Origin of the sequence: Butyrivibrio sp. XPD2006 (assembly GCF_000420865.1) — a bacterium.
In the GTDB taxonomy this organism is placed as follows: domain Bacteria; phylum Bacillota; class Clostridia; order Lachnospirales; family Lachnospiraceae; genus Butyrivibrio.
This window is the reverse complement of sequence record NZ_ATVT01000003.1, coordinates 365,343-379,629: the sequence shown is the minus strand read 5'-3', so window position 1 is coordinate 379,629 and position 14,287 is coordinate 365,343. Positions and strand designations below refer to the sequence as shown.

Annotated in this window: 13 protein-coding genes; all 13 read right to left on the bottom strand. The window is 45.1% G+C overall.

Annotation, left to right across the window (positions count from 1 at the left end; translation table 11 throughout):
- Nucleotides 1–88: 88 nt before the first annotated feature.
- Nucleotides 89–2,176 carry a polyribonucleotide nucleotidyltransferase gene (locus tag G590_RS0105485; protein WP_022764671.1) on the bottom strand — a complete coding sequence of 696 codons (2,088 nt, stop codon included), beginning with the start codon at nucleotides 2,174–2,176 and terminating at the stop codon, nucleotides 89–91.
- A 190-nt stretch (nucleotides 2,177–2,366) separates the two neighbouring features.
- Nucleotides 2,367–2,633, bottom strand: a complete 267-nt coding sequence (rpsO, locus tag G590_RS0105480; RefSeq protein WP_022764670.1) for a 30S ribosomal protein S15 — start codon at nucleotides 2,631–2,633, stop codon at nucleotides 2,367–2,369.
- A 122-nt stretch (nucleotides 2,634–2,755) separates the two neighbouring features.
- Nucleotides 2,756–4,474, bottom strand: a complete 1,719-nt coding sequence (locus G590_RS0105475) for a 6-pyruvoyl-tetrahydropterin synthase-related protein (RefSeq protein WP_022764669.1) — start codon at nucleotides 4,472–4,474, stop codon at nucleotides 2,756–2,758.
- Between the two features lie 15 nt (nucleotides 4,475–4,489).
- Nucleotides 4,490–5,398, bottom strand: coding sequence for a bifunctional riboflavin kinase/FAD synthetase (locus tag G590_RS0105470; protein ID WP_022764668.1), 909 nt, complete (start codon nucleotides 5,396–5,398; stop codon nucleotides 4,490–4,492).
- Nucleotides 5,399–5,432: 34 nt separating this feature from the next.
- Nucleotides 5,433–6,392: a tRNA pseudouridine(55) synthase TruB gene (gene truB / locus G590_RS0105465; RefSeq protein ID WP_022764667.1), complete on the bottom strand. Its 960-nt coding sequence runs from the start codon at nucleotides 6,390–6,392 to the stop codon at nucleotides 5,433–5,435.
- Nucleotides 6,393–6,436: 44 nt separating this feature from the next.
- Nucleotides 6,437–7,390 (bottom strand): DHH family phosphoesterase, encoded by a 954-nt coding sequence (locus tag G590_RS0105460; RefSeq protein WP_022764666.1) that lies wholly within the window; start codon nucleotides 7,388–7,390, stop codon nucleotides 6,437–6,439.
- Nucleotides 7,387–7,809, bottom strand: coding sequence for a 30S ribosome-binding factor RbfA (rbfA, locus tag G590_RS0105455; protein WP_022764665.1), 423 nt, complete (start codon nucleotides 7,807–7,809; stop codon nucleotides 7,387–7,389). Before rbfA ends, G590_RS0105460 begins: the two co-directional genes overlap by 4 nt.
- Before the next feature lie 16 nt (nucleotides 7,810–7,825).
- Nucleotides 7,826–10,711, bottom strand: coding sequence for a translation initiation factor IF-2 (gene infB / locus G590_RS0105450; protein ID WP_022764664.1), 2,886 nt, complete (start codon nucleotides 10,709–10,711; stop codon nucleotides 7,826–7,828).
- Nucleotides 10,698–11,036, bottom strand: coding sequence for a L7Ae/L30e/S12e/Gadd45 family ribosomal protein (locus G590_RS0105445; protein WP_026493949.1), 339 nt, complete (start codon nucleotides 11,034–11,036; stop codon nucleotides 10,698–10,700). Before G590_RS0105445 ends, infB begins: the two co-directional genes overlap by 14 nt.
- Nucleotides 11,037–11,038: 2 nt before the next feature.
- The gene (rnpM, locus tag G590_RS0105440; protein ID WP_022764663.1) at nucleotides 11,039–11,296 is read right to left on the bottom strand and encodes an RNase P modulator RnpM; all 258 of its coding nucleotides are present in this window, start codon (nucleotides 11,294–11,296) and stop codon (nucleotides 11,039–11,041) included.
- 23 nt (nucleotides 11,297–11,319) lie between these two features.
- The gene (nusA, locus tag G590_RS0105435) at nucleotides 11,320–12,480 is read right to left on the bottom strand and encodes a transcription termination factor NusA (protein ID WP_022764662.1); all 1,161 of its coding nucleotides are present in this window, start codon (nucleotides 12,478–12,480) and stop codon (nucleotides 11,320–11,322) included.
- Between the two features lie 23 nt (nucleotides 12,481–12,503).
- Nucleotides 12,504–12,965 (bottom strand): ribosome maturation factor RimP, encoded by a 462-nt coding sequence (gene rimP, locus G590_RS0105430; protein ID WP_022764661.1) that lies wholly within the window; start codon nucleotides 12,963–12,965, stop codon nucleotides 12,504–12,506.
- A 119-nt stretch (nucleotides 12,966–13,084) separates the two neighbouring features.
- Nucleotides 13,085–14,284, bottom strand: coding sequence for a hypothetical protein (locus G590_RS0105425; RefSeq protein ID WP_022764660.1), 1,200 nt, complete (start codon nucleotides 14,282–14,284; stop codon nucleotides 13,085–13,087).
- Nucleotides 14,285–14,287: the final 3 nt, after the last annotated feature.

The following is a 14,287-nucleotide window of genomic DNA, read 5'->3' as shown; positions in this document are numbered from 1 at the left end:
TAAAACGAGGGGCTGCGAAAACTATGTTTGTCGCCCCAAGAAGACAAACATAGTTTTCAGCAGCCCCGTATTATGTCATTACAGTAGATTACTGTGCACAATCCTTAATGGAGAAACTAATACGTCCCATCTTGTCCTTGCCAAGGCATACAACCTTAACAGTGTCACCAAGTGTAAGAACGTCCTCAACGTGCTCAATTCTCTCCTTGGAGATCTTGCTGATGTGAACCATTCCCTCCTTGCCGGGAGCAAACTCTACGAATGCACCGAATTCCTTGATGCTTACAACCTTACCTGTGAATACCTGACCTTTCTCGAAATCTGTAACGATGGTCTTAACCATTTCTACAGCCTTCTCGATCATAGCCTTGTCCTCACCGCAAACTGAAACCTTGCCATCGTCTGTGATATCGATCTTAACGCCAGTTCTTGCAATGATCTCGTTGATTGTCTTACCTCTCTGACCAACAACATCACCGATCTTCTCAGGATCGATCTGGAGAGATACGATCTTAGGAGCGTACTGTGAAACCTCAGCACGAGGAGCAGCGATAGCCTTGCTCATGCACTCATCCATGATGAAGAATCTAGCCTCACGGCACTGTGCAATAGCTGTCTCAACGATAGGCTTTGTAAGACCATGGATCTTGATATCCATCTGAATTGCTGTGATACCGTCCTTAGTTCCTGTTACCTTGAAGTCCATGTCTCCGAAGAAGTCCTCAAGACCCTGGATATCTGTAAGAACTACGAAATCGTCATCTGTATCGCCTGTTACAAGACCGCAGCTGATACCGGCAACCATCTTCTTGATAGGAACACCTGCTGCCATAAGTGACATGCAAGATGCACATGTTGAAGCCATTGATGTTGATCCGTTTGACTCAAATGTCTCTGATACTGCACGGATTGCATATGGGAACTCCTCAACGCTTGGAAGAACAGGAAGAAGTGCTCTCTCTGCAAGTGCACCGTGTCCGATCTCTCTACGTCCGGGTCCTCTTGAAACCTTAGTCTCACCTACTGAATAAGCAGGGAAGTTGTACTGGTGTACATATCTCTTATCTGCAGCAAATGCATCAAGACCCTCTACCTTCTGAGCCTCTGAAAGAGGTGCAAGAGTTACAACGTCACAGATCTGTGTCTGTCCACGTGTGAACATAGCACTTCCGTGTACTCTTGGGATAAGGTCAACCTCAGCTGCAAGAGGTCTGATCTGCTTGATCTCACGTCCGTCAGGTCTCTTGTGATCCTTGAGGATCATCTTACGAACGGTCTTCTTCTCATACTGATAAATAGCCTCACCAAGGATTGCAAGCCACTCTTCGTTGTCTGCAAACTTCTCTGTAAGTCTGTCTGTAATCTCTGCAATGTTTCCTTCTCTTGTCTGCTTGTCATCAGTGAAGACTGCCTTCTCCATCTCCTCAGGAGGAACAACTTCCTTGATTGCAGCAAAGAGCTCTTCAGGAACTGCGCAGCTTGTGTACTCGTGCTTGGGCTTACCAACCTCAGCTACGATGCCCTTGAAGAATTCGATAAGCTGAAGGTTCACATCGTGAGCCTTGTAGATAGCTTCCTTCATCTTCTCCTCAGGGATCTCATTGGCACCGGCCTCGATCATGATAACCTTCTGACCTACAGATGCAACTGTAAGCTTGAGGTCACCGGTGTTCCACTGTTCCTGAGTAGGGTTAACGATAAGCTCGCCATCGATCATACCCATCTGTGTCATAGCGCAAGGGCCATCAAACGGGATATCTGAAATAGAAACTGAAACAGATGCGCCCAGCATAGCTACAAGCTCAGGTCTGCACTGGGGATCTACTGACATAACCATAGTCTCGATTGTAACGTCGTTACGATAATCCTTAGGGAAAAGAGGTCTCATAGGACGATCGATTACACGGCTTGTAAGGATAGCGTTCTCAGATGGCTTACCCTCTCTCTTGTTGTATCCTCCGGGGAATTTACCAACTGCGTAGAACTTCTCACCGTACTCTACTGAAAGTGGGAAGAAATCAATTCCATCTCTTGGCTTAGCTGATGCTGTAGCTGTGCAGAGAACAGTTGTATCTCCGTACTGCATGAATGCGCATCCGTTTGCCTGCTTACCTACCTTGCCAATCTCAACCTTAAGTGTACGACCAGCCAGTTCCATTGAATAAGTTTTTACCATTTTTTCTCCTTCTGCTCATCCGCCTTCCCTCATCCACAGCCAAAAAGCTCAGCCGTACTTCGGGTGCGTGTGCATTTAAACATGTTTACTCTTCTATAGAAAAGCGCTAAAAAAGCGCAAATTCTCATAAACGTAGAAAAGCGGAATAAGCCGACGTTAATCAGCCATATCCCGCCTTTGCAGTCAATAATTACTTTCTCAGACCAAGATCAGCGATGAGCTTACGATAAGCCTCGATGTCCTTCTTCTTGAGGTATCCAAGAAGGCTACGTCTCTGACCAACCATCTTAAGAAGACCTCTTCTTGAGTGGTGATCCTTAGGATTCTTCTGAAGGTGCTCGTTGAGCTCCTGAATTCTCTCTGTGAGGATTGCTACCTGAACCTCAGGTGATCCTGTGTCGCCGGCCTTTCTGGCAAACTTGTTGATAACTTCTGTTTTCTTCTCTTTTGTGATCATTTTCTTCTCCTTTTAAATCTTTAATCCTGAATTCGCCTGTTACCAAGGTCCGGTTGGAGTGTCCATGACCGTTAGTAAAGGTCGTTTCTGTTACTGTTGCAAGAAGTGACTTTGCAACCAATTTATGTTAGCATACAAAGTCTTTTGTGTAAAGCCTTATCTTTTTTTAAGGTAAAAATAGCTGCCCCGATCATTAACAAAGCCCATCCCATGCTTATCACATAAGATATCTTCTGAACCGCAGTCTTCCTGTAAGTCACCATGATGTGGCCGATGCCTTCTCCATCCTCAGGCATATACACCCTGACAAGGCCGTTATAACTGTCAGCAAGTGTAACCTTAAGTTCCTGAGTAGGATTCATATTTTCATCCACCAGATACGCCCTGTAGCCGTAATAATATACGTAAGGTACATCATAATACTCTTTTGAAAGATCAACCCATACCTCGTAGTACTTGTCATAATCGTGCTTAAAGCCATCGGCACTTGAACCGTCATTGGCCCTTGAGGTATCAGGATCTTTACATTCTGTGGGCTCGCACTCTTTCGGCACCCATTCGCCTCCGGATACATTCCAGTCTTTTTCAAGCAGTTCATAGGAAGCAGTTAATCTCTTAAAGCTTCCAACATCATAAAACTGCGGATTGTTGTACAGATTCATGACGAGGATCAGCGCAAGGCAGATTGCAAGTGGAATAACTCCTGTAGCTCTTTTGTCCTCCAAAAAGGCCGGTGTGGATACAGCAAACACCTCCCGGATCATCATTACCACAAATATAATCATTGTAATTGTCATTACAAAGATAAATCTCTGTGTTCTCTCAAAGAAGCTGAACACTTCACCAAATCCGCTAAGCCAAAGAGTTTTGGAGCATGTCATCACTATAATGACAACGTTTGTCGCAAAAAGGCTCCAGACATCGAGCCCCATTTTTCTGCGCTTTATCACCAGGATCACAAAGGCGATGACTGAAAGGAAGAACAGAATACTAAGAGGCAGTCCGATCTGTCTTTTGACAAGGGCTTCAAAGCTCAGAATATGCTCCAGCACATCACAGTTTACTTCAACCAGAACCTTGGGTGTAAACTTTGTAACCTGCTCTACAGCAGGGAGCCAGTAGGCAGTAGTGAAAACAACTCCCACCATGCTCCATCCGATTATCTTAGCAATCCTTCCGGGATTTTTGAAGATTACCTTAATATGAACCAGAACTATGATGACCATAGCCACCACAACAGTAAAGAATATTAAATGGTGTGAAAGAACCAGTGTGACTACACCGATGCAGTATTCGATATATCCTTTCCTGTCACCCTCAAGGGCGCCAAGAAGTCCTATGATTGTCAGGGGAATAGCCAGATACGCTATCAGATGCGGAAGTCCGGCTCCATAAATAAGATTTTCATAATTGATCCAGCTGCCCATTATCAGAACTTCACCCACAAGTGCAGCGAATCTGTTCCCTGAAATCTTATACAAAAGCCTGTAGGAAGTGATTCCTCCTGCTGCGATCAGCAGAAATAAAACCACCTTTGTTGCCACCATGGGGTCCGCTCCCAAAAAAGCAGCAAAAGCAATCGGATAGAAAAAGAAATCCGGATAAAAAAGGCCGACGCCATATCCATAATGCAGCATATGCATAGGTCTTACCTTGGGAGGAAATATCCCCTCCTGCATAGACTGAATAAGAGTAAGTATTCGAGAATACTGAAAATCAATCTCAGCACCTGCCACAAGCCCCTTAGGAATGAAAGGAAGCCAGAAACACAGAATACTTATACAGATAATAAGATAAATCAAGCCATCTTCTTTCAGGAACTTCTTAATCTTTTCCCCCATAATTAACTCCCCCGGTTAATTTCTAGAATTTATTAAGTCGCTGTTTATTTGTGCCTTGAGCATGTCTAAATTATCAAATTTCATTTCGGGTCTGACAAACCTTAATAGCTCAACCTCTATAAATTCCCCATAGGCATCGCCATCATAGTCATAAATGTAGGTTTCGACTCCGACTTTTTCCTTCTCGGAAATAGTAGGTTTTCTGCCGATATTGGTCATTCCATCGTACACCTTACCGCCCAGATGTACCTTACTGGAGTACACTCCAAAGGGAGGAAGGAGCTTATCCTCCGGCGGAAGTATGTTCACTGTCGGAATTCCGATGGTGTGACCGATATGCCTTCCGTGCTCCACTATTCCGCTGACGCTGTAGTAGCTTCCAAGGAGCCTTTCTGCCATGACCATATTACCGTCGGCAACTTCATTCCTGACCCTCGTTGAACTGACCTCTGCGCCGTCCATTCTGACCTTATCAATAAGAGCCAGTTCGTAAAAGAGCTCTCCCGCAAGGCTCTTTAACAGATACTGATCACCTCTTCCGCCTGCCCCAAAGGTTACATCAGTGCCTGCAGCTATATAATCGGCATTAATCTGTCCCACAAGAATACGCCTCACAAAATCTTCGGGCTCTGTAGCAGCAGTCTGCTCCGTAAGCGGAAATTCTATGAGTATATCAATGCCGAGCTTTTTAAACTCTCTTCTCTTCTCATCCTTCGTAAAAAGCTGACGTACAGTGTGTCCCGTAAAGAACTCCTCAGGGGACGGATCAAAGGTAAAGACAACGCTCTTAAGACCATCCTTTTTCTGTTCCAAAATGTATTTAAGGAGCTTCTTGTGACCCAGATGCACACCGTCAAACTTACCGATGGCCACAGCGCTTTTACCGTCTATATGAAACTTGGTTGTTCCTGTAATTATCTCCATTTATAAATATCTTCCGAATTGATCTGTAATACTATTATACTTCATAAAAGAACTTTTCTACATTAAAAAGCTTTGTTCTCTCGCTGTAAGTATATATTCCGAAGAAGGTATCGTCTTCGGAATATACCCTGAAGGAATTTCCGTCCTTAAACATTTCCTCATCGTACTCAGTGTCATTGACCCCGGCAGGATCTTCATTGAGAACATTGTCTCTTCTGAAGCTGTTTCCGTTCTCCAAAAGCTTTCTTGCAGAGTCTTTTACATGTATCTTATCAAGATCTCTGAAAATGTACTCAGGAGATTCGATGACATCATCGAGAGTCCCGGCGTCTCTGAGCTGCTCTACCTGAGAAAGTGTAACAGCACTGTCCAGAGAAAACGCACCGACACGGGTTCTTGTAAGATGCTGCATTGCTGCTCCGCATCCAAGGCGAAGGCCTATGTCGTGACACAATGTCCTTATATATGTTCCCTTGGAGCACTTGATCTCCATGGTAAAGATATGATCGGATTCAAGATGTGAATCATCCAGGATCGTTATGGCATCTATATGTATCCTGCGGGCTTTTCTCTCAACTTCTATGCCCTCTCTGGCAAGCTCATAGAGCTTTTTGCCGTTCTGCTTGATCGCAGAAAACATAGGGGGAATCTGGTCGTAATCTCCGACAAAGGCTTTAACTGCATCTCGCAGCTCTTCCCTCGTCACATTTACATCCTGTGTCTCAAGAACCTGTCCGGACATATCCTGAGTGTCAGTTGTTACACCAAGTCTGCACACAGCGATATACTCCTTGTCATGATCTGTGAGCATCTCAACAAGCTTGGTTCCTGTTCCAAGGCATACCACAAGAACACCTACGGCATCAGGATCAAGAGTTCCTGTATGTCCTATCTTCTTTTGCTTAAAGATTCCCCTTAGCTTGGCCACCACATCATTGGATGTAAAGCCCTGTTCTTTATAAATATTTATAAGTCCATTATATCTGTTTTGCATAGTTCCTCATAGCATAAAAGGCAAGTGGTACCACTTGCCTCATTTTATTCATTGTATAACTGTTTGTGAATATATTTGGTAATGTTGTTGATCACATCGTGGCTTGTTCCGCACACAGTGCAACCTGATGCTCTAACATGTCCGCCGCCGCCAAACATCTCTGCAACAGAAGCCACATTGACAGCTCCGTTACTGCGAAGACTCACCTTGTATTCAAGGGGTGCGAGCTCGTACATGAATATAGCGCAATCTGCTCCTATTGTAAGAAGCAGCTGATTAACTATTCCGTCCAGATCATTGCTTCCTACTCCGTAGAACTCCATTGTCTGTTTGGAAACAACAGAAACAATGCATCTTCCATCCATAAGCAGGATGCTCTCCAAAAGAGCTCTTCCGAGAATCTGATTCTGGATATAGGTCTTTTCATAGAAAACATGATCTATGAGGCTGCCAAAATCAAAGCCATAGGAAATAAGTTCTGCAGCGACCTTCATAGTCTTAGGCGATGTGTTGTTGTATTTGAACACACCTGTATCTGTCACCATTCCCATATAAAGAGACTTGGCAATTTCTACGTCAATCTTATCCGGATCGATTACGTCAAATACCAGTTCACATGCTGAACTTGCAGTCGGCACTATATAATTCTCGTCGCCGCTTCCCGTATTACTCACATGATGGTCAATATTAACCGTTCTCTTCGCTGCATCAAAATATTTTTCTGCATCTCCGATCCTGTCCTTGGAACAGTCCAGAACAAAGAAAAGATCGTATGAATCAACATCAGTGACAAAGTCACTTTTTACATCATCGATATCTTTGATAATTCTGTATTCCGGAGGAATTGTTTCAAGGAAGACATCGCATCTGGCCTGGGGATAATTCTTTTTAAGATAAAGATACAATCCCATGCAGGATCCGATACAGTCGCCGTCAGGTCTGATGTGGCCACTTATTCCGATTGTCTTAGCATTACCAATCAGCTGGTCAATCTTCATTCTTCCTCCTGATCCTCAGTGGATTCCTCTTCATCAAGGCTCTCTCCGCGAGCAAGTCTTGCCTCGTTATCCTTGGCAGTAACTTCATCAATCTTCTTGGACATATTGATTGCATACTCGATGGAGTCATCCATGATAAAGCGGAGCTCCGGTGTGTATCTCATGTTCAGTTCCTTGGCAAGGGTTGAACGAATGTATCCCGAAGCAGACTTAAGTCCCTCCTGGGTTCTTGCTCTGTCCTCTTCGTTGCCCATTACGGTAACCCATACCTTACAGGTCTTAAGGTCAGGTGCAACCTCTACATCCATTACGGATGTAAAGGGGCTTATCCTCGGATCCTTGCTATAACGGATTGCCTCGGAAATGACCTTCATAACCTCACCGTTTATTCTTCTGTTTTTATTGCTGTTTTTTCTCATTCTGTAACCTCAGTGGTCAGGTACGAGGTACCTCAACCATCTCATAAGCTTCTACCCTGTCTCCTTCATGGATCTGGTCAAAGCCGTCAAATACAAGACCGCACTCGAAGCCTTCCTTAACTTCCTTAACGTCGTCCTTGAATCTCTTAAGTGAACCAAGGTCTCCCTCGAAGATCATGTCGTCTTCTCTGTAGATACGTACCTTGCAATCCTTCTTGATGACACCGTCCTTGACAAATGCACCGGCGATGTTACCAACCTTGGATGCCTTGAATATCTGACGAACTTCTGCGTGTCCTGTAACTCTCTCTTCGTAGATAGGAGCAAGCATACCCTTCATAGCATACTCAATCTCCTCAATTGCCTGATAGATAACCTTGTAAAGCTTGATCTCTACGCCTTCGTGCTCAGCCATGCTCTTGGCTGTTGCATCAGGACGAACATCAAATCCGATGATGATAGCATTTGATGCTGCAGCAAGGGTTACATCAGACTCATTGATGGCACCAACGCCACCGTGAATAACCTTAACAACAACTTCCTCGTTGGAAAGCTTAAGAAGACTCTGCTTGAGGGCCTCTACGCTACCCTGTACATCGGCCTTGATGATGATGTTGAGTTCCTGAAGTCTTCCTTCCTCAATCTTGGAGTAAAGATCATCAAGTGACATCTTAGCCTTAGTCTCTTCAATAAGGTCTTTCTTGTGCTGCTGAAGGTATGTGTTTGCATACTGCTTAGCTTCTTTATCTGTCTCGTGTCCAAGGAATACCTCACCGGCATTTGGAACATCTGAAAGACCAAGGATCTCAACAGGCTGTGAAGGACGAGCTTCCTTAAGCTTGTTGCCCTTATCATCAACCATGGCTCTAACCTTACCCGAGCTTGCTCCGGCAGAAATAAAGTCACCTACGTGAAGTGTTCCCTTCTGAACAAGAACGTTAGCTACAGGACCACGGCCCTTATCAAGTCTTGCCTCGAGGACAAGTCCTCTTGCCTCTCTGTCAGGATTAGCCTTGAGCTCAAGGATGTCTGCTGTAAGGATAATGGTCTCAAGGAGGTCCTCGATACCTTCGCCTGATTTAGCAGAAACAGGTACGAACTCAGTTGTTCCGCCCCAGTCTGTGGATACAAGACCATACTCTGTCATCTCCTGCTTAACGCGGTCGATGTTGGCATTGGGCTTATCAATCTTGTTTACGGCAACGATGATCTCAACCTCTGCAGCCTTGGCATGGTTGATAGCCTCTACTGTCTGAGGCATTACACCGTCATCGGCAGCAACTACAAGTACTGCGATATCTGTTGAATTGGCACCGCGCATACGCATTGCTGTGAATGCCTCATGACCGGGAGTATCAAGGAATGTGATCTTCTGATCATGAACAGATACTGTATAAGCACCGATTCTCTGTGTGATTCCGCCTGCCTCTCTGTCTGTAACGGATGTCTTACGGATAGCATCAAGGAGTGATGTTTTACCGTGGTCAACGTGACCCATTACGCAGACAACAGGAGGTCTCTTCTTGAGTGTCTCAGGTGCATCGTCTTCTTCCTTAAGAAGTTCTTCGATAACGTCTACAGGAATCTCCTTCTCGCAAAGGATATCATAATCTGCTGCGATATTCTCAGCATCCTCATAGCTAAGCTCTGTGTTAACAGTTGAAATCTGACCTGCCATGAAGAGCTTCTTGATGATAACAGAAGGCTGCATCTTCATCTTCTCAGCAAGCTCTTTGATGGAAACCTTCTCAGGAATTGTAATAACCTTGATCTGCTCCTCAGGCTCCTCTACCTTCTTAACTTCAGGCTTGATGAATCTGCCGACTCTCTTGCTTCTTGGCATCATCTCTTCCTGCTCAAGAGCAAAGTCCTTCTTGTTTCTCTTATCCTTATCCTGGTTCTGACGGCGTCTCTGATCATGTCCGCCCTCAGGTCTGTCAGCTGCGCCATCAAAGCCGCCTCTCTGGCCACCCTTGTTGTCGTTCTTGCCGCCAAATCTGTTGTCCTTGCCGCCGAACTTTCCACCGCCGTTTGAAGGGCCGCGGTCATTTCTGTCGTTTCTATCGTTTCTGTCGTTTCTTCCGCCCTGGAATGCAGGTCTGTCGCCTCTCTGAGAATTTCTGTTGTCTCTGTTATCCCTGCCATCCCTGTTATCTCTATTGTCTCTGTTGTCTCTGTTATCCCTTCCCTGTGCAGGTGCTGCAGGTCTTGAAGGTGCCTGCTGTGCAGGTCTTGCAGGTGCCTGCTGCTGAGCAGGTGCACTCTGCTGAACAGGTGCTGTGTTCTGTACAGGTGCTGTCTGTGCCTCGGTAACCGGTGCTTCCTTCTTGGGAGCGGGCTTAGGCTGCACTGACTTATTGATAGGCTGGTTGTAGCTCTCCATCTGTGATGGTGCTGTCAGAGGCTTGATAGGACGATATGTATTCTGAGCCTGAGCAAATGTAGGTCTTCTCTGTCCCTGACCGTTACCGCCCTGGTTTCTGTTGTCACGGTTTCTGTTTCCGAAATCCCTGTTTCCGTTTCCGCCCTGCTGGCTCTGACCGCCTCTCTGGGAATTGTTGTTGTTTGTAACAACAATGATCTTCTTCTTTTTCTTAACAGGTGCCTGGTCAGAAGCCTTGGGAGCCTGATTCTCAGGCTCTTTTGCAGCCTCTTTCTTAGGCTCTGCAGCCTTGGGAGCTTCCTCTGCCTTTGGTGCTTCTACAGCCTTCTTTGGCTTCTCTGCAGAAGCGCTCTTTTCCTCAGTCTTACCAAATTTCTTTCTGGCAACCTCAGCATCTGTCTCTTCTATTGAACTGTTAGAGCGTTTTGCTTCTATTCCTTTTTCCTGCAAAAAAGCTATCAGCTCTTTTGCCTCGCATCCAAGCTCTCCCGCAAGTTCGGATATTTTAATTTTTGCCATTCGCATTTCCTCCACTTGTTTCTTCGAGTAAGTTCTTCCGAAGTGACTCAGACAGACCTTTGTCCGTTATTGCCAGACTAGTTCGAACATCCTTACCAATTGCATGTCCCAGTTTTTCCATGTCTCCAAAGAAAACTATCGGGACGTTATAATACTTACACTTATCGCTAAACTGTTTGGTGGTATTCTCCGATGCATCTTCTGCAACGATGACCAAACAGGCCTTTCTTTTGCGGATCGCATCCATCACGGCTGTTTCCCCGCTTTTAACTTTACCTGCTCTCATACAAAGACCAAGCAAAGAATAAACCTTATTTAAATCCAACTTTAGCCAAGCTCCTTTTCCATTCGCTCAAGCACGTCTGTCGGTATATGCGACTTCAGTGATCTCTCCAGGCCTCTGTTCTTAACTGCCTTTTTCAGGCATTCGGCATTGCAGCATATATATGCTCCTCTGCCATTGGCCCTTCCGGTGGTATCAAGAAGTATCTCATCTTCAGGTGTCTTGATGACCCTGATCAGTTCCTTCTTTTCCTTCATCTCACCACAGCCGACACATTTTCTCATGGGAATTTTCTTTTGCATGTATTCTCCAATCGAAGTGCGAGTTACTCCTCAGCGCCCTCTTCAGGTGCCTCTTCGTATTCTTCCTCGTACTCGCCCTCATACTCCTCATCGTACTCATCTTCATCATCGAGGTAGTCTTCCATACGGAATCCGGGTGCATCCTTAGCGTGTGTCTCATCCTTGATATCGATCTTGTAGCCTGTAAGTCTTGCTGCAAGTCTTGCATTCTGACCTTCCTTACCGATGGCAAGTGAAAGCTGATAATCAGGAACAACAACCTTGGCACTCTTCTCCTCAGGATCAGCAAATACTGCTACGATCTTGGCAGGTGAAAGAGCATTCTGAATGAGGTTACCGGGGTTCTCATCCCAGTTGATAACGTCGATCTTCTCGCCGCCGAGCTCATCAACAATGAGGTTAACTCTGCTTCCGTTAACACCTACGCATGCGCCAACCGCATCTACATTAGGATCCTTGGAATAAACAGCAATCTTTGTACGGCTTCCTGCTTCTCTTGCAATTGACTTGATCTCAACAGTACCGTCCTGGATCTCAGCAACTTCCTGCTCGAAGAGTCTCTTTACAAGATCGGGGTGTGTACGGGATACAAGAATCCTTGGTCCCTTTGAACCGTTCTTAACTTCAAGTACATATACTCTAAGACGCTGTGTAGGTCTGTAAACCTCAGTCTTAACCTGCTCATTCTCATTGAGGATCGCATCTGCTCTTCCAAGGTTGATAGAGATGTTCTTACCGATGAATCTCTGAACAACACCTGTTACGATGTCATGCTCCTTCTCGAAGTACTCATTATAGATAGCGCCACGCTCCTCCTCACGGATCTTCTGAAGGATAACGTTCTTGGCGTTCTGTGTTGCGATACGTCCAAACTCCTTGGAATTGAGAGATACAGGAACGATATCTCCAACCTTGGCTTTCTTGGTAATCTTCTTGGCATCGTCAAGTGAGATCTCAAGGTTAGGATCCATTACATCATCTGCAGTTTCAACAACTTCCTTGTCTGCGTAGCACTTGAAATCGCAGCTCTCTCTGTCAACTTCTACTCTGATGTTCTCAGCCTTGCCGAAGTTGTTCTTGCATGCTGTGATAAGAGAGTTCTCAATAGCATCAAAAAGTGAATCCTTGCTGATGTTCTTCTCTTTCTCAAGTAGCTCAAGGGCATCCATTAATTCTTTACTCATCGTAATCTCCATTTCCGTCCGGATCAAAAATCCAGAGCAAGCTTAATAACTGATATCTCTTTTCTTATAAAAGTTTCGTCTTCATTATTTATAGTTACGGTAACCGTTGAGTCATCAAAGCTCTTCAGTGTACCGGCAAACTCCTTAACTCCGTCTCTTGGTTTAAAGAGTTTAAGCTCAACATCCTGACCGATGCTGTTCGCAAAGTGCCTGTCCTTCTTGAGCTGTCTGCCAAGTCCGGGACTGCTGACCTCCAAGGTGTAAGCTTCCTCAATAAAGTCATCTGCATCAAGCGCATCGGAAAGTGCGTGGTTTACATCGACACAGTCATTGATGTTGACGCCGCCTTCCTTGTCAATGTAGGCTCTGAGGTACCATTCCCCTGCCTCTTTGACGTACTCGACATCGTAGACCTTAACACCGTACTTCTCGCAGATTGGTGCGAGCATTGCTTCAGTCTTTGCTTCAATTTCGCTTTTCTTCATTATTCTATTCCTCATATGTGTTATGCCTTTTTGGGCATAAATAAAGTGGGCTCTGCTCAAGCCCACTTACAATTTACATGTAGACAATACCATGTTTATGCGATTTCGTCAAGGGTTTTTCAGTATTTAACCCATGCCGTGTAGAGAAACTGCAGATTTTCGTATTTACTATCCGCCTCAAACACTGATAAATAGCCGTTGTGCTTAACTATAACATAATAATTAAAGGTAGCATCTCCATCCGAATAAACCATCCCGGGATATGCAATCATCATCCTGTTGCCCTGAATGTACTCAACATTACTGTCGTTAGCAAGGAATCTGTAGCCGTTTGAATTATTGTCATTTATATCATAGCCAAGTTCGTTCAGGCGAATGCTGAGAGTTCCGCCCAGTCCGTTTTGATCTTTTACATATGTATATTCTCCGGCAAATTCATCAATGAGCATTGTAAAAGCTTCAGTGCCGTCATTCTTTACAGGCTCTTTTCTCGTATCAGGATAATTGATATCGTTTTCAGCGACTTTCTCAGCCCACTCCAGCTTTGTAGGCACATCCAGTATCTCTTTTGCCAGAGCCTCATACTCTTCCATTGTGATGTTCTTGTCGCGGAAAATAAACTCACTGTCGTGATCATATAAGTCGTACTCATTATCCCAGTACATAGCAGCCAGCTGGAAGGAATCCTCAATCTCACCCTTTCCGTTGTATTTGTCCAGGGTATAGGTCTGTCTTCCGCCATGGGTCGTATCGCTGTGAACAACGTAAGTTGAACCTTCATACTCTGCATGGTCAAGCCTGAACGCTGTACCGTCTCCCTCTGCAAGGACATAAACTTTACCGTCTCTCGCATCAAGATACATTCCGCCGTTTGCTCCTGTAAGAATCAGCTCATTCTCACCGTCGTTGTCAAGATCGATCCTCTCATCGCTGACAGTGACATTATCCCAGTCCTCAGGATCATGTGGGAGATCCGAATACATAAAGGTATCTTCTGTTCCATCTTCGCTTATGCGGATTGCAGGAATTTCATCGTCTATAAAAGCCTTAAACAACTCCTCGTTTTCATCGGAATCTACACTTGAATCTGCTTTTGAATCAGCTTCTGCAGAAACATCTGTATCTGAGTTTTCTTCTGCATCGGTATCTTCTACAGCAACGCTGCTCTGCTCCTTAGAGGCAGCTTCGGCGCTGATGCTGTCAGAGCTTTCTGTCTCTGCATAACCAAGCTCTGCCGGTGCTCCGTCCTCACATGCGCATAATCCCATAGCTGCAACCAATACAGTTGATACAGCCAAAACTTTCTTCACTCTTTTCATAAA

Excerpts from the sequence above, each read along its gene's own strand:
- G590_RS0105485 (WP_022764671.1), bottom strand. The coding sequence starts at position 2,176 with ATGGTAAAAACTTATTCAATGGAACTGGCTGGTCGTACACTTAAGGTT.
- rpsO (WP_022764670.1), bottom strand. The coding sequence starts at position 2,633 with ATGATCACAAAAGAGAAGAAAACAGAAGTTATCAACAAGTTTGCCAGA.
- G590_RS0105475 (WP_022764669.1), bottom strand. The coding sequence starts at position 4,474 with ATGGGGGAAAAGATTAAGAAGTTCCTGAAAGAAGATGGCTTGATTTAT.
- G590_RS0105470 (WP_022764668.1), bottom strand. The coding sequence starts at position 5,398 with ATGGAGATAATTACAGGAACAACCAAGTTTCATATAGACGGTAAAAGC.
- truB (WP_022764667.1), bottom strand. The coding sequence starts at position 6,392 with ATGCAAAACAGATATAATGGACTTATAAATATTTATAAAGAACAGGGC.
- G590_RS0105460 (WP_022764666.1), bottom strand. The coding sequence starts at position 7,390 with ATGAAGATTGACCAGCTGATTGGTAATGCTAAGACAATCGGAATAAGT.
- rbfA (WP_022764665.1), bottom strand. The coding sequence starts at position 7,809 with ATGAGAAAAAACAGCAATAAAAACAGAAGAATAAACGGTGAGGTTATG.
- infB (WP_022764664.1), bottom strand. The coding sequence starts at position 10,711 with ATGGCAAAAATTAAAATATCCGAACTTGCGGGAGAGCTTGGATGCGAG.
- rnpM (WP_022764663.1), bottom strand. The coding sequence starts at position 11,296 with ATGCAAAAGAAAATTCCCATGAGAAAATGTGTCGGCTGTGGTGAGATG.
- nusA (WP_022764662.1), bottom strand. The coding sequence starts at position 12,480 with ATGAGTAAAGAATTAATGGATGCCCTTGAGCTACTTGAGAAAGAGAAG.
- rimP (WP_022764661.1), bottom strand. The coding sequence starts at position 12,965 with ATGAAGAAAAGCGAAATTGAAGCAAAGACTGAAGCAATGCTCGCACCA.
- G590_RS0105425 (WP_022764660.1), bottom strand. The coding sequence starts at position 14,284 with ATGAAAAGAGTGAAGAAAGTTTTGGCTGTATCAACTGTATTGGTTGCA.